The following is a 22,525-nucleotide window of genomic DNA, read 5'->3' on the forward strand; positions in this document are numbered from 1 at the left end:
TAGAGTAAAAATAAAAGGTACAAGACGGACCGGCTCAGGGAGGGAGACGTTTGCGGGATGGCATAGGAAAGCGTGCGGCATCCGCTCTATTCCTGTGCGGAGTCCTTGTGATGCTGGCTGTAAGCTCGGCCATCGTATCAAGCACGATGTATATACTGTCTTTGCCAGGGCAGGCATCTGGTATAACAAAAGAACAAGTGACGAAGCACATGAAGAAAGAGTCATTCAAACAGGCCGATATTTATTACACTTCTAAGGAAAAGTCCTTACTGCCATTGACGAAAGATACACTTGAATATGCGGTCAGTATTAATCAGATTATAATTGGATATTCGAACCAAAAGCCTATTGATATTATTTTTTTTCCTAATGAAAAACAGATGGAGGCTTACTCCGGTTTACTGGATGTCGTCGGTTTTTATTCTGAAAGGGAGCAGCTGATCGGATTGTTGCCTGAAGAGAAAAAGAAACTTTTAGAAGGTGACGAAGTAGCGGTTTATTTGTACCAGAGATTGTTGATTCATGAATACACGCACCATGCGTTTCACCAGAAATTGAAGGAGCTTGAAGCAGATCCCGATGAGTTTCCGTTATGGTTTCACGAAGGGTTAAGCGAGTGGATCGCGAACTATGAATTGCTCATAGATCCGATCACGTTTTCTGTCGTGCCCTTTGACCGTTTGCAGACAGATCAAGATTGGCAGAAAGCCCGAGCTGAATATGACACTGATGTCTATTTGCAAAGCTTTTATATGGTCAATGAGCTGACGGACAGATACGGGATAGACATTATTTCAGAACTGATAAAGCAAACGGCAAAAAAAGGGGACTTTAAAAAAGGATTTCAATCGGCAACAAAGGAAAGTCTTGATCAGTTTGAAAAAGATTTTAAGAAAACATTTGAAGAAAACAGTGCGGCATTGGATAGTATTTATCCAATGCCTTTGTTATTAATGAAGTCCTTGCTGGCCCATACCGCCTTGAGTTGGAGGCATTTGTCCTTGTGCCGGAGCAAATGAATTTCTCAATTGTTCCATATCCTGCGCATCTAGCTGAGGAACTTGGTAATAGCCGTGTTTGTTTTGGTATAGGAAAATTTCAAAAGCCATTTCAACATACTGCTGAATTTGCGCAGATAGTACGCGTCTTACGGCTGGGTTTGTCATTTCCAGAGAAGCCATCGTCAGCATAGAAGCCTGTGCTTTAACTGCGCAAAGCATTTGTCGGCTGATGATGCTGTCATCAATATCATTCATGGATTGAACAGGTTTTTTAGGCTGTGACGGCTGCATGCCGTAAACAGTCTGGTTGTCTTCCTTCATCATATAAGTTGCTGTTTTTTGTGAAGGTTCGCTTCCTGTTTTGAAGCATTCTGCAGTTAAGTTATATTGAGACGTAATGAATTGATGTTGACGATCAAGGATGTTTAATAATTCCTGATCCTTACAAAATTGTCTCAGCATCATAAACTGATCAAGTACAGTAAGTGTTCCGGAAAGCACCTCGTGCATATCAAACATTTCATGTCCGCCGTGATTTTTATGCGGCTTGCCAGGAATACCTTTGTTCATTTGGGATTGTTGCTGCTGATTTAACTGATCCAAACCGAATTCCTCCTTTTTTTTCAGATCAGCTGTATTTTGTGTCAGTCTGTCGCGATTTATGCAGAAGCCTGAAAGGAATTATATGCTGTCTGTCGAAATGATAAGCAGACAAAGTCGTTGTCATAATGTGTATCTTAAGGGAGGAAAAATGATGAGGCGTATTCTGCATATTGTGTTGATCACGGCATTGATGTTCTTACATGTAATGTACACGTGCGAAGCTGTAAAGGCAGCTGAACCGCAACAGCCGATATCGGTTGATAAGGCGATACAGCAAAAAGAAGGACAGGCGCTTGTCGAAGGATATGCTGTCGGCCAGGCTGTTTCCCCGCAGAACTATAAGCTGACAAGCCCTTTTTCAAATGATTATAATGTCGCGCTGGCAGACAGTAAAACCGAGACATCGTCCGATCACATCCTTCCCGTTCAAATCCCCTCCGCCTTCAGAAGCCAATTTGGGCTGCAAACCAATCCGCTTCTTCTTGGAAAAAAGATAACTGTTCAAGGAAAGCTTGAAAATTACTTTAACACGACAGGACTTAAGAACGTTCAGTCGATGGACTTAACTGACGACGCGAAAACTCCGCCAGCTGAACAGCCAATGACGATAAATGAAGCGCGGGGACGACTGAATGAAGAAGTAACGATAAAAGGGATCGTCACTGCTGATCAAAGCGCGATCGGAGGCGGGAAGCTGTCGACCTTTATGCAGGATAAAACCGGAGGCATTAACATTTATTCGCCTTCCCCTAAACAATTTCCCGAATTAAAAGAAGGCATGGATGTCACGGTAACAGGGAAAGTCACGACATACCGAGGGCTGACAGAAATCGTTCCAAACTCATCAGGCATCAAAATCAACCAGTCAAATCAACCTATCCCCGCTCCTAAACATTTAACAATAAATGAACTGATTAACAGCAGTCTTGGTGATCAGTTTGAAGGCCGCCTTGTGACACTAAAAGCATTTGTTTCCTCAATTCCAAATTCTCCTGCCGGCGGGGGTTATAATGTAACGATGGTAGATGAAGACCATCATGCGATGACGCTCCGGGTTATGAATGAAACAGGGGTGATAGACGAACTTGATGAGGGCAAATGGTATGAATTTACCGGTGTGTTAAGCAGATACCAATCCTTTCAGCTGCTAACGCGAAAATCGTCTGACCTGAAGCTGCTTAAAGAACAGCCCGCACCTCCGTCTGCGGAGGGTGAATATGAAGGTATTGTTGACCGGGTTGTTGACGGCGATACCATTCATCTTAAAACTCCAGTACTTGGAACGACAAAAATCAGGTTTGTAAATGTAGATACACCTGAAACGTATCACACACCCAAAAATGAAGCGGACGAAAATCAAATAAGATTTGGCAAAAAAGCATCTGACTATCTAAAAACGGTTCTGTCTCCAGGAGATAAAATTACTGTCAAGGTCGGAAGTGAAGCCAAGGATAACTATGGCAGACTTCTTGCACAGGTCATAACCGAATCGGGTTCAAACGTGAACTTAGAGCTTGTAAAAAATGGCTATGCTCCGACGTATTTTATTTGGCCGGTTGACAATGAAGGGGATTATCAGCAGTTTCAAGCTGCCGTAGCTGCTGCGAAAAAAGAGCAAAAAGGAATTTGGAATGAAGACGATCCCCTCTTGGAAATGCCGTTTGAATTTAGAGCCAGAGAGCAGGGGAAAGGCCTGACAAGATATGTGGGAGATTCATCAAATAAAACATATGTGCAGCCAGCTGACTGGAAGCAGGTAGCTGTGGAAAACAGAATTTTCTTCGCCTCAGTAAGTCAAGCGGAGAACGCAGGATATAAAAAGAGGCAAACGGCACCTCAAGAAAGTGTGCCGCTTAGAATTCTCAGCATGAATGATTTGCATGGCAAGATCGACCAGCAATATGAGCTTGATCTCGATGGGAACGGAACTGCAGACGGCACTTTTGGACGCATGGACTATGCCGCCGCATATTTGAAAGAGAAAAAGGCCGAAAAGAAAAACACGCTGATTGTGCACGCGGGAGATATGATCGGAGGCAGCTCTCCAGTTTCATCTCTTCTTCAAGATGAACCGACTGTAGAGCTGATGGAGGACATCGGATTTGATGTCGGAACTGTCGGCAACCACGAGTTCGATGAAGGTACGGATGAACTGCTGAGGATCTTAAATGGCGGAGATCACCCGAAAGGCACGAGCGGATATGATGGACAGAACTTTCCCCTTGTATGCGCCAATTGTAAAATGAAATCTACAGGAGAGCCCTTTTTGCCGGCATATGACATCATAAATGTGGAGGGCATACCCGTTGCTTTTATCGGGGTTGTCACACAGTCGGCCGCGGGCATGGTCATGCCTGACGGAATAAAAAACATCGAGTTTACAGATGAAGTAACAGCGGTGAATGAGGCGGCCGAAGAGCTGAAGAAAAAAGGCGTGAAGGCCATCGCGGTTCTCGCACATATGTCAGCCGAACAAAATGGTGCCGCAATTACCGGTGAATCTGCTGATCTTGCAAACAAAACAGATTCTGAAATCGACGTCATTTTTGCAGCGCATAATCATAAGGTTGTTAACGGTGAAGTGAATGGAAAACTGATTGTTCAGGCGTTTGAATATGGAAAAGCGATAGGTGTTGTTGATGTAGAGCTCGATAAAACGACAAAAGACATTGTCAATAAGTCAGCGGACATCGTATATGTCGACCAAAGTAAAATAAAACCGGATGCCAGTGCGTCAGCCATTTTAAAGAAATACCAAACACTTGCTGAACCGATTATCAGCGAGGTTGTCGGCGAAGCGGCTGTTGATATGGAAGGGGGGTATTCGAATGACGGTGATACGCCTCTTGGAAACCTGATTGCGGATGGTATGCGAGCGGCCATGAAAACGGATTTTGCTCTTATGAATGGCGGCGGAATACGGGAAGCGCTGAAGAAGGGTCCCATTACGTGGGGAGATCTTTACAATATCCAGCCGTTCGGAAATGTGTTAACGAAGCTTGAGATTAAAGGAAAAGATTTAAGAGAGATTATCAATGCGCAAATCTCGCCGGCTTTTGGTCCTGACTACAGCATCAGCGGGTTTACGTATACGTGGGACAAAGAAACCGGAAAAGCTGTCGATATAAAATTGGCAGATGGCACCGAGATACAGCCCGAAGCCACATATACATTAACCGTCAACAATTTTATGGCGACGGCGACAGGAACCAAATACCAGCCAATCGGATTGCTTGGGAAAAATCCGGTGACAGGGCCTGAGGATTTGGAAGCGACAGTTGCTTATGTGAAGAGCTTTGATGAGCCAATTGCTTATACAAAAGAGGGAAGAATTAAGCTTGCTGAAGCGAGTGACATTGAAGACCCTGTAACAGAAGACCCAGTTACGGATGAGCCGGGAGATGCCCCGGGAACGGAGCAGCCGGTTAAAGAGGATCCAGAGCCTGGGGAAGACCAGACTGATATAAAAGAGACTCCAGATACTGTGCCGGTTCATCAGCTGAAGCCTACAGACATTTTGAGATTAGGTGAAATACCGAGCGGTGAAAAATATACTGACACAGCCGGCAAGATCAGCACATTGCCTTTACAAAATGGAACTGCGAAAGGCGGGTCTGATCATCAGCTTCCGGATACATCAGCGGGCTACTATAACTTTATGGTAATCGGTGCGGCGGTGACACTGTCCGGAACTTATCTATATGTCAGAAGAAAAAGGAGCGCCTCCAGAACGTGAAAAAGGTTATTCCACTCGTCATCATTGCGGTCGGTCTTTTGATCACAGGCTATGGGGGCCTTAAATTGATCGATACGAATATGAAGACCGAACAGACATTAAAAGAAGCAAAACTGGCGGCTGAAAAGCCGCAGGAAGGCTCGGGCACAAAACAAAGCGCAGGTCATGCAGAGAACAAAGCATCATTTAAGCCTGAGACCGGCCAAGCGAGCGGCATTTTAGAAATACCTAAAATCAACGCGGAGCTTCCGATCGTGGAGGGCACCGATGCAGATGATTTAGAAAAAGGTGTCGGGCATTACAAGGACAGCTATTATCCTGATGAAAATGGGCAAATTGTGCTGTCGGGACATCGGGATACCGTTTTTCGCCGGACGGGAGAGCTGGAAAAGGGGGATCTGCTTCGTATACTCCTGTCATATGGAGATTTCACATATGAAATTGTGAAAACAAAAATTGTCGATAAAGATGACACATCCATTATTACGCTCCAGCATGAAAAGGAAGAGCTCATTCTGACGACCTGCTATCCGTTTTCATATGTCGGAAACGCCCCGAAGCGTTATATTATATACGGAAAACGAGTCACTTAAAAAGCCGCAGTCAAGTCCTGCGGCTTTTCTTCATGAAAAATATGTGTCGCAAAGGTTTTCTATATCAGCTGGGAAAGGCGCTTCGGCAACAATCTGCTCGCCGGTTATCGGGTGAACGGCTTGTACCTTTTTGGCGTGGAGCGCCTGTCTGTTTAGCAGCTTGCTCCCGCCTCCATAAAGCGAGTCTCCTGTCAGCGGATGGCCGATGCTCGCCATATGAACACGAATTTGGTGTGTTCTTCCTGTTTCCAGCTCTAATTCCACGAGCGTCAGTCGCTCTTTCGCATTGCTGGCAATCACCTTGAAATGCGTGACGGCTGTTTGTCCGCCTGGTGAAACCCGGCGTCTTGTCGGATGTGATCTGTCTCTGCCAATCGGTGAATCAATTGTACCTTTTTTTGACTTTAGCTGTCCTTCAGCGATGGCGGTATACGTTCGTTTTAGCGTCTTTTTCTCTAACTGCTGATCCAGGATGGCGTGTGCCAAACGATGCTTGGCAAAAACGATTGCGCCAGATGTATCCTGATCAAGACGATGGACGTGGCGCACCTTGCATATTTCCCCATTCACCTGATAATGGTATGCGATCAAATTAGCCAGTGTGCCGGTTTGGCCATCCTCATTCGGATGGGTCGCTATGCCTGCAGGTTTATTGACGATAAGCATATGATTGTCCTCAAATAAAATATCAAGCTCTCCATACTCTGGTATGACGGAGGATTCTTCACTTTCCTGAAGATTAATGAACACACGGTCTCCTTTTTTGACGATAACATTATTTATGACGGATTCGTGATTGACCTTTACCCGATGATGGGACATCCAGTCTTGAATCACGGGTTTAGAGGCTTTAAGCGCTGTTTTCAGTACAGAAAACAGCCATTGGCCATCTTGTTTTTCATTGATGAGGAGCTCAAGCCCTCTGCCTTTTTGTTTCATGTTAAATGGCTCCTTTTCGATGCGGAAGGCTGCTGTTTCTCATAGGAAACACTTACCTTAGCTTTCGTGTTTTTTTCTGTGCTATTCTTGATTAAGACTTAGGATATTCGATGGCAAGAAAGGTGATTGACGTGAGAATTGTGAACGCAGCAACTACAGAACAGGAGAGCTTTATCAAGGAGCTGTCAATGGAGCTGATCCATGATGTATTTCCTCTTTATTTCTCCGAACTGGACATTCAGCGCTTTAAAAAGAAAGGCGTTCTGTCTTTAAATAACCATTATTACCAAGGAACATTAAAAGAAGCATTTCAAATTATGGCTTGTCTGCAAATGATACATATTATCTTGACAAAGCCTTCGCCGCACACTGATTTGAATGATCAGGCGATTTTTGAAAAAAACAGCAAGATGCTGAATGATTTTGGGATTTATTTTCCGTTTGCTTTTTCTGACTTTCAAACGAAGACAAACAAAGCCTTCTTCGGTCACAGAAGGCTGATATAATCAGGCAGCAAGAGCTTTTCCACTTTCAGAAAAGCTCTTTTTTGTATCAGAGAAATCATATCATAAAACCTTTCCTCTAACTCCCTTTTTAATCGGCACGTGTCTGAACATACTAATGATTGAAAGGGGTGCTGACAATGAGTTCAGTAAGAAATACAATGACAACGCAGGTGGCAACCGTTTCTCCGAATCAAACGATTCAGGAAGCGGCTTCTCTCATGAAACAGCATAACGTCGGGGTAATTCCCGTTGTAGAGCAAGGTGTTTTAAAAGGAATGCTGACTGACCGTGACATTGCATTAAGAACTACAGCTCAGGGCCGAGATGGCCAGACACCCGTTTCAGAAGTGATGTCAACAGACCTCGTATCGGGAAATCCTAATATGAGTCTGGAAGACGCGTCGCAGCTGATGGCCCAGCACCAAATCCGCCGCCTTCCTATTGTAGATCAAAACAATCTAGTCGGGATCGTTGCGCTTGGAGACCTGGCAGTCAATCAGATGTCGAACGAGTCTGCTGGAGAAGCGCTGACAAACATTTCTCATCAAAACATTCATTAATAAGAAAGAGCTTGCGGTGTGCAGGCTCTTTCTTCACATAAACCTTACTTTTTGAAAGCAGACATGTTTCGGGGTATAGTGAGTGTATACATATGTCTCAATTTGGACTAAAGGAGTTGTACGCAGTGATTAAAGCGTTAATTTTTGATTTTGACGGACTTATTCTTGATACAGAAACACACGAATATGAAGTCCTTCAGGAAATATTTGAGGAACACGGCTCAGTCCTTCCGTTATCCGTCTGGGGAAAGGTCATTGGAACAGCCGCGGGATTTCGGCCGTTTGAATATTTAGAAGAGCAGATCGGCAAAAAGCTGAACCATGAAGAGCTGACAACATTGCGAAGAGAACGGTTTGCGAAACGCATGGAAACAGAAAAAGCAAGACCGGGTGTCGAGGCGTATCTGAATGCGGCAAAGGATTTAGGCTTAAAAGTAGGCCTTGCCTCCAGCTCTGATTATAAATGGGTATCGGGCCATTTGAAGCAAATCGGCCTGTTTGATGATTTTGAGGTCATTCAAACGGCGGATGATGTGGAAGAGGTGAAGCCGAATCCTGAACTATATTTATTGGCCGCAAACAATCTTGGCGTATCACCATCAGAATGTCTCGCGTTTGAGGATTCTGTCAATGGTTCGATTGCTGCGAAAAGAGCGGGGATGAAGTGTGTCATCGTCCCGAATAAAGTAACAAGCACCTTGATGTTTGAAGATTATGATCACAGGCTTGAATCAATGGCGGAGATGGAACTCGCCCTATTGCTTGATCATCTGAATAAACAACAATAGAAAGGAGCGAGTAGATTGTCTGAGAAATTAGATTTGACCCGTTTTGAAAAGAAAATGGTCATTCGCAATATCGAAGAGCAAGACATCGACAAGATTATCGATCTTCAAAAGGACTGCTTTCCGGGAATGGAGCCTTGGAAGCGGGAGCATTTAATCAGCCATCTGGAACATTTTCCCGAAGGACAGTTTTGTGCAGAATTCGAAGGTGAAATTATCGGTTCGTGCTCAAGTCTCCTGATTAATTTTGATGAATATGATGACCGCCATACGTGGCAGGACATTACAGATGATGGTTATATCACCAACCATAATCCGGACGGCTTGAATATGTACGGAATTGAGGTCATGGTGCATCCGAAATACAGACGAATGAAGATCGGCCAACGTTTGTACGAGGCGAGAAAGGACTTGGCCAGACGCTTAAATCTGAAAAGCATTATCATAGGCGGACGGATCCCGAACTATCATAAATATGCAGAAGAAATGACGGCGAGAGAGTATGTTGAACAGGTGACTCGCCACCAAATTTACGATCCGGTCCTATCTTTTCAGCTGATGAACGGCTTTACCCTTATGCGAATTAATCCGAACTATCTCCCGGATGATACAGCTTCGATCAAGTATGCGACGCTGATGGAATGGAACAATGTCGATTATCTTCCGCAGCAGACAAAACGTTATTATAAATCGGCGTTCCCTGTGAGAATCTGTGTGATCCAATATGAAATGAAGAAAATTTATTCCTTTGAGGAATTTGCGAATCAAGTAGAATACTATGTCGATGTCGCTTCTGACGCGAGATCTGATTTTGCGGTGTTCCCGGAAATTTTCACAACCCAGCTCATGTCTTTCCTTGAGGAACGGTCACCGAGCTTGGCGGTACAGAGAATTACCGAGTATACGGAAGATTACATCAGCCTATTTACTGATTTGGCTGTGAAGTACAACGTCAACATTATAGGCGGATCTCATTTCGTTGAAGAGGAAGGCAAGATTTATAATATCGCTTACCTGTTCAGACGGGACGGAACGATCGAGAAGCAATATAAACTCCATATTACGCCGAATGAACGCAAATGGTGGGGGATCAGCGCAGGAGACCAAGTTCGCGTGTTTGATACGGACTGCGGAAAAATCGCGATCCAGATCTGTTATGACATTGAATTTCCTGAGCTTGCCCGGATTGCGGCTGATAAAGGGGCCAAAATCATCTTTACGCCATTTTGTACAGAAGACCGTCAAGGCTATTTGCGTGTCAGATACTGTTCGCAGGCTAGAGCGGTTGAAAATCAAATTTATACGGTTATCTCTGGAACGGTTGGAAACCTTCCGCAAACGGAAAACATGGATATCCAATACGCCCAGTCAGGCATCTTTGCCCCGTCTGATTTTGAATTCGCCCGAGACGGCATTGTCGGCGAAACAAACCCGAATATTGAAATGGTCGTCATCGGCGATGTTGACCTGGAAATTCTCAGAAGACAGCGCCAAAACGGTACAGTGCGCCAGTTAAAAGACAGACGGCGTGATGTTTATCATATTCAATATAAAAAATAATCCCGAAACCCGCCTGAAAATGGCGGGTTTTTTTATTAAAAACGGAATTGAAACGATTACGCGCTTTCTTTAAAATAAAAGTAAATTGTATATCGGAAAAGAAGGTGCCTTATGGAGTTTCTGCTTGTTTTAGTTCCTGTTTTCGGAATTTTCGCAATTGGTTATATCGGACAGAAAACGCTCGGCTTTGATATTCAAACGCTGTCCAAAATGTCCTTATACTTAATGTCTCCTTTTCTGGCATTTGATACGTTCTATACTAACAAGCTGACGATGGATTATGTCTATCTCTCTATTTTTGTGCTGGGGCTTTGCCTGGTTCTTGTTCTATTTGTCTACTTTTTATCTTTTTTTCATAAGTATCCGAACCAAGATCGCTGTGCCATGATCCTGTCATCCGCTTTTATGAATAACGGCAATTACGGAACGCCTGTTGTCCTGCTGGTGTTTGGGACAGCCGGCCTGGACACGGCCGTTGTGTTAATGGTGTTGCAGCAGTTAATCATGAGCACGATCGGCTTGTATTATGCGGCAAAAGGAGGTTCGGAGGAAGGCGGATTTAAAATGGTCATGACCCGGGTTATCCGTATGCCTGTTGCGTACGGGGCACTTTTAGGCGCAATTCTTCAGCTTATGCATATTTCAATTCCTAAAGAGTTAATGACAGGAATTGAGCTGGTCGGAAATGCAGCCATTCCTACGATTATGATCATTCTAGGCATGCAGCTTGCATTGATTTCTTTTAAGCATATTGAATACAGAAAAATTTCTTATTCATTGCTTTTGAAGCTGATGGTATCTCCGGTGATTGCGCTAGGCTTCACATTGATATTGCCGGTGGATGACATGACAAAACAAATCATGATTGTCGTCGCCGCCATGCCGACAGCTGCTAACACGACTTTAATGGCTGTCCAGTTTAATACAAGGCCGGAAGTCGTTTCGAGCGCAACCTTTATCAGCACGATGCTGAGTATTGTCACTTTGCCTGTTCTGCTTTGGATGCTGCATCCCCTTTCTTCTTGAGAAAGAGGATGTTTTATTATTTCCGGGGTTTATTGACTCTAACTCCGTCTGGCTTTATATTGAAGGCAGGGAAATCATCACCAAGACATCACATAAGAGAAGGTCTGTTTCAATTGAATTGGCACTTTAGTGAACGCTAATGAAATGGAGATGATGGGGATGGAAAACATTCAGCAAAATCAGGGATTAAAGCAAAAAGATGAGCAATTTGTGTGGCATGCCATGAAGGGAGCGCATCAAGCGGACAGCCTGATTGCCCAAAAGGCCGAAGGTGCCTGGGTGACCGATATAGATGGACGCCGCTATTTGGATGCGATGTCCGGTTTGTGGTGTGTCAATATTGGTTACGGGAGAAAGGAGCTTGCGGAGGCTGCCTATGAGCAATTAAAGGAGCTGCCTTACTACCCGCTAACGCAAAGTCACGCACCGGCGATTCAACTGGCGGAAAAGCTGAATGAATGGCTTGGCGGCGATTATGTCATCTTTTTTTCCAACAGCGGATCGGAAGCAAACGAAACTGCTTTTAAAATCGCCCGCCAGTACCATCTGCAAAACGGCGACCACAGCCGTTATAAATTCATCTCAAGATACAGAGCATATCACGGCAACACATTGGGAGCGCTCTCAGCTACCGGCCAGGCGCAGCGAAAATATAAATATGAGCCTTTAAGCCAGGGGTTTCTGCATGCAGCTCCTCCAGATGTATACCGGAATCCTGAGGATGCCGACACGCTAGAAAGCGCAAATGAAATTGACCGCATCATGACATGGGAATTAAGCGAAACGATTGCCGGGGTCATCATGGAACCCATCATTACTGGCGGAGGCATCTTAATGCCGCCGGACGGATATATGAAGAAGGTGGAGGACATTTGCCGCCGTCACGGAGCTCTTTTGATTTGCGATGAAGTCATCTGCGGGTTTGGACGGACAGGCGAGCCATTCGGATTTATGCATTATGGCGTGAAGCCTGATATCATTACGATGGCAAAGGGAATCACCAGCGCGTATTTGCCATTGTCAGCGACTGCTGTTAAACGGGACATTTTCGAAGCGTATCAAGGTGAAGCTCCCTATGACCGTTTCCGCCACGTGAACACATTCGGCGGAAGCCCGGCTGCCTGTGCATTGGCGTTGAAAAACCTGCAAATTATGGAGGACGAACAGCTGATTCAGCGATCCCGCGACCTGGGAGCAACGCTTTTAGGTGAGCTTCAAGCCCTAAGAGAACACCCGGCAGTCGGAGATGTTAGAGGAAAAGGACTGCTGATCGGAATCGAGCTCGTCAAAGATAAATTGACAAAAGAGCCGGCTGATGCCGATAAAGTAAACCAAGTGGTTGCGGCGTGCAAAGAAAAAGGGCTGATCATCGGCAAAAACGGCGATACAGTCGCCGGCTACAACAACGTCATCCAGCTCGCCCCGCCATTTTGCCTGACAGAAGAGGACCTTTCCTTTATCGTGAAAACGGTGAAAGATAGCTTTCAGACGATTTAATATAAAAGTGATTTGTTAAAGGAGCACACAATGAGTTTTCACAACCAGCCCATTTTACCGGCTATTCGCAATATGAAGCAATTTGATGAGTTTTTGAACAGTTCATTTTCCTACGGTGTTATTCTTGATATTCATCTCGGCCAGCTGAAGGGCGTGATCAGAGAGGCACAAAAGCATGGAAAGAACATGATGGTGCACGTCGATCTCATTCAAGGGATCAAGCATGACGAGTACGGAGCGGAGTTTATTTGCCAGGACATCAAGCCCGCCGGGATTATTTCCACAAGATCGAACGTGATTGCCAAAGCGAAGCAGAAGAAAATTTATGCCATTCAGCGCCTATTTCTGCTTGATACAAGCGCGATGGAGAAAAGCATGGAGTTTGTCGGCAAGCATAAGCCAGACTTCATTGAAGTGCTGCCAGGCATCGTTCCGTCACTCATTCAAGAAATTAAAGAGAAAACGGGGATTCCCATCTTTGCTGGCGGTTTCATCCGTACGGAAGAGGATGTAGAACAGGCCTTAAAAGCGGGGGCTGTTGCTGTTACAACATCAAATACTAAATTATGGAAGAAATATGAAAACTTTTTGAACGGAAAATGATTGACACCGCTTTCATCCACTGATACAATTGCACTAGGTTAATACATTGTGATGGAGAACTCGGAGACCACAGCAGCTCTTTACGGTAAATGTTTATGCACCCGTAAAGCGGTTTGTTGTGGTTTTTTATTCTCTTCTTCTCTATCATACTTCTTAATCGTGACTTTAGGAGGAATGTGCTATGACAGCATTTTGGGGAGAAGTCATCGGTACGATGCTGCTTATCATTTTTGGGGCAGGTGTTTGTGCAGGTGTCAATTTAAAGAAATCGCTTTCATTCCAGTCTGGCTGGATTGTTGTTGTATTTGGGTGGGGATTGGGTGTTGCCATGGGCGCTTATGCAGTTGGCGGCATCAGCGGAGCCCATTTGAATCCGGCGCTAACGATAGCGCTTGCATTTGTGGGAGATTTTCCATGGAAAGAGGTTCCGGTTTATATTGCGGCGCAAATGATCGGAGCGATCATCGGTGCGGTGATTATTTATCTGCATTACCTGCCGCATTGGAAGTCAACGGATGATCCTGCTGCCAAGCTGGGTGTTTTCTCAACAGGTCCCAGCATTCCGCATACATTTGCAAACGTTTTAAGTGAAGTCATTGGGACATTTGTCCTTGTGCTTGGAATCTTGGCCATTGGGGCAAATCAATTTACAGAAGGGCTTAATCCTTTAATCGTCGGTTTCCTCATTGTAGCGATCGGTATTTCTCTAGGAGGCACCACCGGCTATGCGATTAATCCTGCCCGCGACTTAGGTCCGCGGATTGCACACGCTTTTCTTCCGATTCCGGGCAAGGGATCATCAAACTGGAAATACGCATGGGTTCCGGTAGTCGGCCCGATCTTGGGCGGATCATTCGGCGGCGTATTTTACAACGCTGCATTTAAGGGGCACATCACAAGCAGCTTCTGGATTGTAAGCGTTATATTGGTTGTGGTATTGTTAGGGCTATATATCTATACGAAATCACATTCTGCTAAAACATTATCAAATTCAAAATATATTTAATCAAAGGGGAGACACCTTATGGAAACGTACATTTTATCCTTAGATCAGGGGACGACAAGTTCAAGAGCGATTCTGTTTAACAAAGAAGGCAAAATCGTTCACTCCGCTCAAAAGGAATTTACACAATACTTCCCGCATCCAGGCTGGGTTGAGCATAATGCGAATGAAATTTGGGGATCAGTGCTCGCTGTTATTGCATCAGTCATTTCTGAATCGGGAATCAGCGCTTCTCAAATTGCCGGCATCGGCATTACGAACCAGCGTGAGACGACGGTTGTGTGGGATAAGGATACAGGAAAACCTGTCTATAATGCAATCGTTTGGCAGTCCAGACAGACGTCCGGCATTTGTGAGGAACTTCGTGAAAAAGGATATAATGATAAATTCAGAGAAAAAACTGGGCTTTTAATCGATCCATACTTTTCCGGCACGAAGGTGAAGTGGATTTTAGATAATGTAGAAGGTGCAAGAGAAAAAGCGGAAAAAGGTGAGCTGCTGTTTGGAACGATTGATACATGGCTCATTTGGAAAATGTCAGGCGGAAAAGCGCATGTGACCGATTACTCCAATGCCTCCAGAACGCTGATGTTTAATATTTACGATTTAAAATGGGACGATGAACTGCTCGACATTCTAGGCGTACCGAAATCCATGCTCCCTGAAGTGAAGCCGTCTTCCCATGTGTATGCGGAGACTGTTGATTATCACTTTTTCGGAAAAAATATCCCGATTGCGGGAGCGGCAGGCGACCAGCAGTCCGCATTGTTCGGCCAGGCGTGCTTTGAAGAAGGCATGGGGAAAAACACATACGGCACTGGATGTTTCATGCTGATGAATACAGGGGAAAAAGCAATTAAGTCCGAACACGGGCTTTTGACGACAATCGCTTGGGGCATTGACGGAAAAGTTAACTATGCGTTAGAAGGAAGCATTTTTGTTGCAGGCTCTGCCATCCAGTGGCTGAGAGACGGATTGAGAATGTTCCAAGATTCATCGCTTAGCGAAACTTATGCAGAGAAAGTGGATTCGACTGACGGCGTATATGTTGTTCCGGCATTTGTCGGATTGGGAACGCCTTACTGGGACAGCGACGTGCGCGGTTCGGTTTTCGGCCTGACAAGAGGGACAACAAAAGAGCACTTTATTCGTGCGACACTGGAGTCATTGGCTTATCAGACAAAAGATGTGCTTGACGCAATGGAAGCAGATTCAAACATTTCATTAAAGACGCTTCGTGTAGACGGAGGGGCTGTGAAAAATAATTTCCTGATGCAGTTCCAGGGAGATCTTCTGAATGTTCCTGTGGAGCGTCCGGAAATTAATGAAACAACTGCGCTTGGCGCAGCCTATTTGGCAGGTATTGCTGTGGGATTCTGGAAGGACCGTTCTGAAATCGCGAACCAGTGGAATCTGGATAAACGGTTTGAACCTGAACTAGAAGAAGAAAAACGAAATGAGCTGTATAAAGGCTGGCAAAAAGCCGTCAAAGCAGCTATGGCTTTTAAATAAAATCATACTATGATATAATGGTTACAAGTTAATAAGAACGGTCCTGAGATGAGGAGAGACCACAGCACCAAAGTGTAAGCATGCACTTTGGCTGTTGTGGTCTCTTTTTCTATTTACACACCGTGACAACAAGGAGGAGCAATAATGAAACATCAATTTTCAAGTCTTGAAAGAGATCGCATGCTGACAGACATGACGAAAAAAACCTATGATCTATTTATTATCGGAGGAGGAATTACAGGAGCGGGAACAGCTCTTGACGCGGCATCAAGGGGAATGAAAGTCGCGCTTAGCGAAATGCAGGATTTCGCGGCGGGAACATCAAGCCGATCAACTAAATTGGTTCATGGCGGCTTGCGCTATTTAAAACAATTTGAAGTGAAAATGGTTGCTGAAGTAGGGAAAGAGCGGGCGATTGTTTATGAAAACGGCCCGCACGTCACTACCCCGGAATGGATGCTGCTTCCGTTTCATAAAGGCGGTACATTCGGTTCATTCACAACCTCTATCGGTTTAAGAGTTTATGACTTCTTAGCAGGTGTGAAAAAATCAGAACGAAGAAGCATGCTTTCAGCAAAAGAAACGCTGCAAAAAGAGCCATTGGTGAAAAAAGACGGCTTAAAAGGCGGCGGGTACTATGTGGAATACCGTACTGACGATGCAAGACTGACAATCGAGGTCATGAAGGAAGCAGTCAAATTCGGGGCAGAGCCTGTGAATTATTCAAAAGTGAAGGAGCTCCTTTACGAAAAAGGCAAAGCAGTTGGCGTATTAATTGAAGATATGCTGACAAAGAAAGAATATAAAGTGTACGCGAAAAAAATTGTCAATGCGACAGGCCCTTGGGTCGACCAGCTCAGAGAAAAAGACCATTCAAAAAACGGAAAGCATTTGCAGCATACAAAAGGCATTCACCTTGTATTTGACCAGTCTGTCTTTCCGCTGAAACAGGCAGTATATTTCGATACACCTGACGGCCGTATGGTATTTGCGATTCCTCGTGAAGGCAAAACATACGTGGGAACAACAGACACTGTTTATAAGGAGGCGCTGGAGCATCCGCGAATGACAACGGAGGATCGTGATTACGTCATCAATTCAATCAATTACATGTTCCCGGAACTGAATATCACTGCGAATGACATCGAATCCAGCTGGGCGGGGCTGCGTCCGCTGATTCATGAAGAAGGCAAAGACCCTTCTGAAATTTCACGGAAAGACGAGATTTGGACATCTGACTCAGGCTTGATCACCATCGCCGGCGGGAAGCTGACAGGATACAGAAAAATGGCGGAGCACATCGTCGATCTTGTGCGCGATCGCTTAAAAGAAGAAGGCGAAAAGGATTTCGGTCCATGTAAAACGAAAAACATGCCAATCTCAGGAGGGCACGTCGGTGGTTCGAAAAATCTTATGTCCTTCGTTACAACGAAAACAAAAGAAGGAATCGCAGCCGGCTTATCAGAAAAAGACGCAAAACAGCTGGCGATCAGATACGGCTCCAATGTAGAGCGTGTATTTAATCGCGTGGAAGCATTGAAAGATGAGGCCGCGAAACGCCACATTCCGGTTCATATTCTTGCTGAGGCAGAATACAGTATAGAAGAAGAGATGACCGCAACACCTGCTGACTTCTTTGTCCGCAGAACGGGACGTTTATTTTTTGATATCAATTGGGTAAGAACATATAAAGATGCCGTTATTGATTTTATGAGCGAGCGATTCCAATGGGATGAGCAGGCAAAAAACAAACATACAGAAAACCTCAACAAGCTTTTACACGATGCGGTTGTACCGCTCGAACAATAAATCATAACGGGCTGTCTCTCAGCCCGTTATTTCTTTTTACGTGCCGAAAGTGCCAGACCCCAGGTTAACAAGTGACAGAGGCACCCGCTTCATATAAAATAATGGCATAAGCTGATACATAGGAGGACGAATATGACTTGGAGAAAGAGCTATGAACGTTGGAAACAGACAGAACATTTAGATCCGGAACTTAAAGAGCGCCTCACTGAATTAGAGGGGAATGAACAGGCTCTTGAGGACTGCTTCTATAAAAACCTTGAATTCGGTACCGGCGGAATGCGCGGAGAAATCGGCGCCGGGACGAATCGGATGAATATTTACACTGTGCGCAAAGCATCAGCCGGGTTTGCGGCATACATCTCGCAGCAAGGTGAGGAAGCGAAAAAACGGGGCGTTGTCATTGCTTATGATTCCCGCCATAAATCGCCGGAGTTCGCGATGGAAGCGGCAAAAACACTTGCGACACAAGGCATCCAAACATACGTCTTTGATGAGCTTCGCCCGACGCCGGAGCTGTCATTCGCTGTCAGACAGCTGAACGCCTATGGGGGAATTGTGGTAACGGCAAGCCATAACCCGCCTGAATATAACGGCTACAAAGTATACGGGGATGACGGCGGCCAGCTGCCTCCAAAGGAAGCGGACATCGTCATTGAGCAGGTAAACGCGATTGAAAATGAGCTGACGATCACAGTCGACGATGAAAATGCGTTAAAAGAAAAGGGCTTAATCAAGATCATCGGTGAAGACATTGATAAAGTCTATACAGAAAAATTAACGTCCATTTCCGTTCATCCTGAATTATCCGGAGAAGTAGATGTAAACGTTGTTTTTACACCGCTGCATGGAACTGCAAATAAACCGGTCAGACGCGGTCTTGAAGCACTCGGCTACAAAAATGTAACGGTTGTCAAAGAACAGGAGCTGCCGGATTCAGACTTCTCTACTGTTACCTCTCCAAACCCGGAAGAGCATGCGGCATTCGAATATGCCATTAAGCTTGGGGAGGAACAGAACGCAGATATTCTCATCGCAACAGACCCTGACGCTGACCGTCTCGGTATAGCAGTGAAAAACGAACAAGGCCAATATACAGTACTGACAGGAAACCAAACCGGTGCGCTGCTGCTTCATTACTTGCTTTCTGAAAAGAAAAAACAAGGCATCCTTCCTGACAACGGTGTCGTTCTCAAAACAATCGTCACAAGTGAAATTGGGCGTGCGGTCGCTTCTTCATTCGGTCTTGATACGATTGATACGCTGACAGGCTTTAAGTTTATCGGTGAAAAGATTAAGGAATACGAGGCATCAGGCCAGTATACCTTCCAATTCGGTTATGAAGAGAGTTACGGTTACTTAATTGGGGATTTTGCCCGCGACAAGGATGCCATTCAGGCGGCGCTTTTGGCAGTTGAGGTTTGCGCCTTTTATAAAAAACAAGGAATGTCATTGTATGAAGCGCTCATCAACCTCTTTAACGAGTACGGCTTTTACCGTGAAGGGCTGAGATCCCTGACGTTGAAAGGAAAACAGGGGGCAGAGCAAATTGAAGCGATCCTTGCTTCCTTCAGACAAAATCCGCCGCGAAAAATGGCCGGCAAACAGGTTGTGACAGCCGAAGATTACGCTGTAAGCAAACGGATGCTTTTGAAGGAAAACAAAGAAGAAGCGATCGACTTGCCAAAATCAAATGTACTGAAATACTTCCTGGAAGACGGGTCTTGGTTCTGCCTTCGTCCTTCCGGAACTGAGCCGAAGGTCAAATTCTATTTCGCCGTAAAAGGAACCTCTTTAGAAGACAGTGAAAAGCGTCTTGCCGCTCTTTCTGACGATGTAATGAAGACGGTAGATGACATTGTAGAGGCTACAGCAAAATAATTCGAGTATAAGCTGGATCATTGTAAATGATCCGGCTTTTTTCTTTTTCTCATCCAAAAGTCTGAAAGAAAATCCTCCCTCAAGCGAAGTAGAGACATACAAAAAACTGGTATAATCTAAAATAACAAGACCAATGCCGGAGTGAGAAACGTGAGCAAAACGAGGATGGAAAAATTAAAAACGCTGAAAACGATTGCGGAAACCTTAAATCAAGGGCACGATGTCAAAGCAACACTGGATGAGGTTTTAAAAGAATTGCTGAGTCTGACGAACCTTCAATCCGGCTGGATTTTTCTGATCGAAGAAGACGGGTCCTATACGTTAGCGGCCGACGCTTATCTGCCCCCGGCTTTAAGCCGTAAGGAAAAAGTGCTGATGTGCGAAGGGGAGTGCTACTGCCTGACAAAATTCAATAACGGGGGGCTTAGAAGGGCGGCTAATATCATGAACTGCAAGCGCATAGAATCAGCCAAGGAACTGCACTGTTTTGACACAGAAGGGATTACGCATCATGCAACTGTGCCCTTAGAGGACGGGGACAGGAGATTCGGGTTGTTAAATGTAGCGTCGGCCGGAAAAACCATGTTTGATGAGGAAGAGCTGCATTTACTCGAATCTGTCGCCTTTCAGATCGGAACGGCAATACAGCGCATGAAGCTTTCTGAATATAAACAAAAAAATGCTCTTTTAATGGAACGCAACCGCCTCGCTCAGGAGCTTCACGATTCTGTCAATCAAATGCTGTTTTCCGTCAGTTTAACTGCCAGAGCGGCAAAAACACTGACAAAAGATGAGAATTTGCAGCAGATGATTGATTTCATTCAAAACCTATCACAAGACGCGCTCGCAGAAATGAAAGCGTTAATTTGGCAGCTTCGCCCCGGAGGATTGGAAAAAGGGCTATCTGAAGCCATTAAAAGCTATGGCGCGCTCATTGGATTGAATGTCATTTTTACACAAAAAGGCTGTCCTGTTCTTACCGATGAGCAGGAGCATATGCTGTGGCGTGTTGTTCAGGAAGCTTTAAATAACTGCAAAAAGCACGCCGGAACTGATACGGCGTATGTCAGTCTGACTGCTTCTTCGTGCCATGTAGAGCTGAGTATCATCGATCATGGGGCAGGGTTTTGCTATGAAGCGCATGAAGGTCTGCCTTCACTCGGCATCAAGGGTATGAAAGAACGGGTGGAAAAAGCAGGCGCGGAGTTTTTGATTGAGTCAGAACTTGGAGCGGGGACAAAGCTGTCCATTAGGCTCCCGCTTACCAATCAGAAAGGAAGGACAGTACAATGAAAATTGTAATTGCGGATGACCACCATGTTGTCAGAAAGGGGCTTCGTTTTTTCTTTGCCACCCAGGGTGATATTGAAGTTGCAGGCGAGGCGGCAACCGGAACAGAAGCTCTTCGTGTCATCGAAGAGACAAAACCTGATCTTGTGCTGATGGATCTGTCTATGCCTGAGATGGACGGCATTCAAGCCATAAAAAAAGCAGTACAGCAATTTCCGGGGATCAATATCATTGTGCTGACGAGCTACTCCGATCAGGAGCACGTCATCCCCGCGCTTCAGGCAGGTGCGAAGGCGTATCAATTAAAGGATACGGAGCCCGAGGAATTGGTGAAAACACTAAGACAAGTGCATGCCGGCCAATACAAGCTTTCTTCAGCTATTATGCCCCATGTGCTCACACATATGAGAAATCAGCATGGTTCGGAAAAAGAAAAATTTTATCAATTAACACGCAGGGAAAAGGACGTTCTGAACGAAATTGCGAACGGGAAAAGCAATAAAGAAATCGCGGCAGCCTTGTTTATTTCAGAAAAAACAGTGAAAACCCATGTGTCAAATCTTTTAGCAAAGCTTGAAGTGGCCGACCGCACGCAAGCAGCGCTTTTCGCAGTGAAATATAACTTGAATGGAGAGATTACGAAATGAACATGTTAGTCATAAACGGTACGCCTAGAAAACATGGAAGAACGAGAATTGCCGCATCCTATATTTCAGCGCTGTATCACACGGACTTAATTGATCTAAGCGAGTTTATATTGCCGATTTTTAACGGAGAAGCGGAGCAATCTGCACTTTTGCAGGTACAGGAGCTTAAGCAGCGCGTCACTAAAGCGGATGCAATTGTCTTATTATCTCCTGAATATCACAGCGGCATGAGCGGCGCTTTAAAAAATGCGCTGGATTTTCTAAGCAGCGATCAATTCAAATATAAGCCCGTGGCATTATTGGCAGTGGCGGGAGGCGGAAAAGGCGGCATCAACGCGCTGAATAATATGAGAACGGTAATGCGGGGTGTCTACGCCAATGTCATTCCGAAGCAGCTCGTGCTTGATCCCGTGCACTTTGATATTGAAAATGCTGAAGTGACGGAAAAAATAAAGGTCAGCATAAAAGAGCTTGTCGAAGAACTCAGCATGTTCGCAAAAGCAGGAAATCCCGGCGTCTGAACGCCGGGATTTGTTTATGTGAGCAAGGCTAATTGATCTTCGTAGGTCAGCTCTGTGGCATGATCAATATAACGGAGAAGGGAATACAGCATCTTTTCAAGAACGGCGTAATCCTGTTCAAAATGATACGCATGCAGAAAATGTTCGATTCGTTTTGATAACAAATCATCCTCTGTACGCACCATTAAAATTAATAAATTATCCCATTGAGAACGATGGGTGTAATACAGCGCTTTATCGTAATCGGCATAATCCATGAATCGCTTCTCCTTTCTTGTGTGAGAAGTTCATGATTAGTTTATGCCGCATCCCATGTTATTGACGGGGCAAAACTTGGCGTCTGCGGCAGTACAGGGATAGCAATATGAGGGAGACATAAAATCAAAATGCCTGAATGAAGCTGTCGCTTTTGGAAAACCTATGATAGAACATAATCTGGGTACAGGAGACTGAAAA

The 22,525-nt window shown here is 45.0% G+C and carries 20 protein-coding genes; 17 read left to right on the forward strand and 3 right to left on the reverse strand.

The window, feature by feature from the left end; translation table 11 throughout:
- The first annotated feature begins 50 nt into the window (after positions 1-50).
- Entirely contained in the window at positions 51-1,019 is a 969-nt protein-coding gene (locus GYO_RS27410; RefSeq protein ID WP_014113159.1) for a gluzincin family metallopeptidase, read from the forward strand.
- Here GYO_RS27410 and GYO_RS27415 read toward each other — a convergent pair.
- Positions 951-1,604 carry a spore coat protein gene (locus tag GYO_RS27415; RefSeq protein WP_041520902.1) on the reverse strand — a complete coding sequence of 218 codons (654 nt, stop codon included), beginning with the start codon at positions 1,602-1,604 and terminating at the stop codon, positions 951-953. The genes GYO_RS27410 and GYO_RS27415 overlap by 69 nt on opposite strands.
- 151 nt (positions 1,605-1,755) lie before the next feature.
- Between GYO_RS27415 and yhcR the strand changes: the two genes are divergently transcribed.
- Both yhcR and srtD read left to right on the forward strand, forming a co-directional pair.
- Positions 1,756-5,340: a sortase-dependent nonspecific endonuclease YhcR gene (gene yhcR, locus GYO_RS27420; protein WP_041520904.1), complete on the forward strand. Its 3,585-nt coding sequence runs from the start codon at positions 1,756-1,758 to the stop codon at positions 5,338-5,340.
- Positions 5,337-5,933 carry a class D sortase, LPxTATN-specific gene (gene srtD, locus GYO_RS27425; RefSeq protein ID WP_014113162.1) on the forward strand — a complete coding sequence of 199 codons (597 nt, stop codon included), beginning with the start codon at positions 5,337-5,339 and terminating at the stop codon, positions 5,931-5,933. The genes yhcR and srtD overlap by 4 nt, the downstream gene beginning before the upstream one ends.
- 30 nt (positions 5,934-5,963) lie before the next feature.
- On the opposite strand, the gene GYO_RS27430 is transcribed toward srtD, so the two are convergent.
- Positions 5,964-6,872, reverse strand: a complete 909-nt coding sequence (locus GYO_RS27430) for an RluA family pseudouridine synthase (RefSeq protein ID WP_014113163.1) — start codon at positions 6,870-6,872, stop codon at positions 5,964-5,966.
- A 110-nt stretch (positions 6,873-6,982) separates the two neighbouring features.
- Here GYO_RS27430 and GYO_RS27435 point away from each other — a divergent pair, with 110 nt between their 5' ends.
- The 14 genes from GYO_RS27435 to GYO_RS27500 all read left to right on the forward strand — a co-directional run bounded on the left by GYO_RS27435 (position 6,983) and on the right by GYO_RS27500 (position 22,069).
- Positions 6,983-7,378, forward strand: coding sequence for a YhcU family protein (locus GYO_RS27435; protein ID WP_014113164.1), 396 nt, complete (start codon positions 6,983-6,985; stop codon positions 7,376-7,378).
- 137 nt (positions 7,379-7,515) lie between these two features.
- On the forward strand, positions 7,516-7,938 hold the full coding sequence (locus GYO_RS27440) for a CBS domain-containing protein (RefSeq protein WP_014113165.1): 423 nt from the start codon (positions 7,516-7,518) through the stop codon (positions 7,936-7,938).
- Positions 7,939-8,063: 125 nt separating this feature from the next.
- Entirely contained in the window at positions 8,064-8,726 is a 663-nt protein-coding gene (locus GYO_RS27445; protein ID WP_014113166.1) for an HAD family hydrolase, read from the forward strand.
- 15 nt (positions 8,727-8,741) lie between these two features.
- A complete protein-coding gene (locus GYO_RS27450; RefSeq protein WP_014113167.1) occupies positions 8,742-10,283 on the forward strand; it encodes a bifunctional GNAT family N-acetyltransferase/carbon-nitrogen hydrolase family protein in 1,542 nt (513 codons plus the stop codon).
- Positions 10,284-10,394: 111 nt separating this feature from the next.
- Positions 10,395-11,309, forward strand: coding sequence for an AEC family transporter (locus GYO_RS27455; RefSeq protein WP_014113168.1), 915 nt, complete (start codon positions 10,395-10,397; stop codon positions 11,307-11,309).
- 144 nt (positions 11,310-11,453) lie between these two features.
- Positions 11,454-12,806, forward strand: coding sequence for an aspartate aminotransferase family protein (locus tag GYO_RS27460; protein ID WP_079996528.1), 1,353 nt, complete (start codon positions 11,454-11,456; stop codon positions 12,804-12,806).
- A 30-nt stretch (positions 12,807-12,836) separates the two neighbouring features.
- Positions 12,837-13,409: a glycerol uptake operon antiterminator GlpP gene (glpP, locus tag GYO_RS27465; RefSeq protein ID WP_014113169.1), complete on the forward strand. Its 573-nt coding sequence runs from the start codon at positions 12,837-12,839 to the stop codon at positions 13,407-13,409.
- 181 nt (positions 13,410-13,590) lie between these two features.
- Entirely contained in the window at positions 13,591-14,415 is an 825-nt protein-coding gene (gene glpF, locus GYO_RS27470; protein ID WP_014113170.1) for a glycerol uptake facilitator protein GlpF, read from the forward strand.
- 18 nt (positions 14,416-14,433) lie between these two features.
- The gene (gene glpK / locus GYO_RS27475; protein WP_014113171.1) at positions 14,434-15,924 is read left to right on the forward strand and encodes a glycerol kinase GlpK; all 1,491 of its coding nucleotides are present in this window, start codon (positions 14,434-14,436) and stop codon (positions 15,922-15,924) included.
- Positions 15,925-16,065: 141 nt separating this feature from the next.
- Positions 16,066-17,733 (forward strand): glycerol-3-phosphate dehydrogenase, encoded by a 1,668-nt coding sequence (gene glpD, locus GYO_RS27480; RefSeq protein ID WP_072182529.1) that lies wholly within the window; start codon positions 16,066-16,068, stop codon positions 17,731-17,733.
- A 132-nt stretch (positions 17,734-17,865) separates the two neighbouring features.
- Positions 17,866-19,611, forward strand: a complete 1,746-nt coding sequence (locus GYO_RS27485) for a phospho-sugar mutase (protein ID WP_014113173.1) — start codon at positions 17,866-17,868, stop codon at positions 19,609-19,611.
- Positions 19,612-19,761: 150 nt separating this feature from the next.
- Positions 19,762-20,904: a GAF domain-containing sensor histidine kinase gene (locus GYO_RS27490; protein ID WP_014113174.1), complete on the forward strand. Its 1,143-nt coding sequence runs from the start codon at positions 19,762-19,764 to the stop codon at positions 20,902-20,904.
- The gene (locus tag GYO_RS27495; RefSeq protein WP_014113175.1) at positions 20,901-21,548 is read left to right on the forward strand and encodes a response regulator; all 648 of its coding nucleotides are present in this window, start codon (positions 20,901-20,903) and stop codon (positions 21,546-21,548) included. Before GYO_RS27490 ends, GYO_RS27495 begins: the two co-directional genes overlap by 4 nt.
- Entirely contained in the window at positions 21,545-22,069 is a 525-nt protein-coding gene (locus GYO_RS27500; RefSeq protein WP_014113176.1) for an NADPH-dependent FMN reductase, read from the forward strand. Before GYO_RS27495 ends, GYO_RS27500 begins: the two co-directional genes overlap by 4 nt.
- Positions 22,070-22,083: 14 nt before the next feature.
- Here the strand turns inward: GYO_RS27500 and GYO_RS27505 are convergent, their stop codons facing one another.
- Entirely contained in the window at positions 22,084-22,326 is a 243-nt protein-coding gene (locus GYO_RS27505) for a YhdB family protein (protein ID WP_003224139.1), read from the reverse strand.
- Between the last annotated feature and the right edge of the window lie 199 nt (positions 22,327-22,525).

The sequence above is a fragment of the Bacillus spizizenii TU-B-10 genome (assembly GCF_000227465.1).
Classification (GTDB): Bacteria; Bacillota; Bacilli; order Bacillales; family Bacillaceae; genus Bacillus; species Bacillus spizizenii.

Excerpts from the sequence above, each read along its gene's own strand:
- yhcR (WP_041520904.1), top strand. The coding sequence starts at position 1,756 with ATGAGGCGTATTCTGCATATTGTGTTGATCACGGCATTGATGTTCTTA.
- GYO_RS27430 (WP_014113163.1), bottom strand. The coding sequence starts at position 6,872 with ATGAAACAAAAAGGCAGAGGGCTTGAGCTCCTCATCAATGAAAAACAA.
- GYO_RS27435 (WP_014113164.1), top strand. The coding sequence starts at position 6,983 with ATGGCAAGAAAGGTGATTGACGTGAGAATTGTGAACGCAGCAACTACA.
- GYO_RS27440 (WP_014113165.1), top strand. The coding sequence starts at position 7,516 with ATGAGTTCAGTAAGAAATACAATGACAACGCAGGTGGCAACCGTTTCT.
- GYO_RS27455 (WP_014113168.1), top strand. The coding sequence starts at position 10,395 with ATGGAGTTTCTGCTTGTTTTAGTTCCTGTTTTCGGAATTTTCGCAATT.
- GYO_RS27460 (WP_079996528.1), top strand. The coding sequence starts at position 11,454 with ATGGAGATGATGGGGATGGAAAACATTCAGCAAAATCAGGGATTAAAG.
- glpP (WP_014113169.1), top strand. The coding sequence starts at position 12,837 with ATGAGTTTTCACAACCAGCCCATTTTACCGGCTATTCGCAATATGAAG.
- glpF (WP_014113170.1), top strand. The coding sequence starts at position 13,591 with ATGACAGCATTTTGGGGAGAAGTCATCGGTACGATGCTGCTTATCATT.
- glpK (WP_014113171.1), top strand. The coding sequence starts at position 14,434 with ATGGAAACGTACATTTTATCCTTAGATCAGGGGACGACAAGTTCAAGA.
- GYO_RS27485 (WP_014113173.1), top strand. The coding sequence starts at position 17,866 with ATGACTTGGAGAAAGAGCTATGAACGTTGGAAACAGACAGAACATTTA.
- GYO_RS27495 (WP_014113175.1), top strand. The coding sequence starts at position 20,901 with ATGAAAATTGTAATTGCGGATGACCACCATGTTGTCAGAAAGGGGCTT.
- GYO_RS27500 (WP_014113176.1), top strand. The coding sequence starts at position 21,545 with ATGAACATGTTAGTCATAAACGGTACGCCTAGAAAACATGGAAGAACG.
- GYO_RS27505 (WP_003224139.1), bottom strand. The coding sequence starts at position 22,326 with ATGGATTATGCCGATTACGATAAAGCGCTGTATTACACCCATCGTTCT.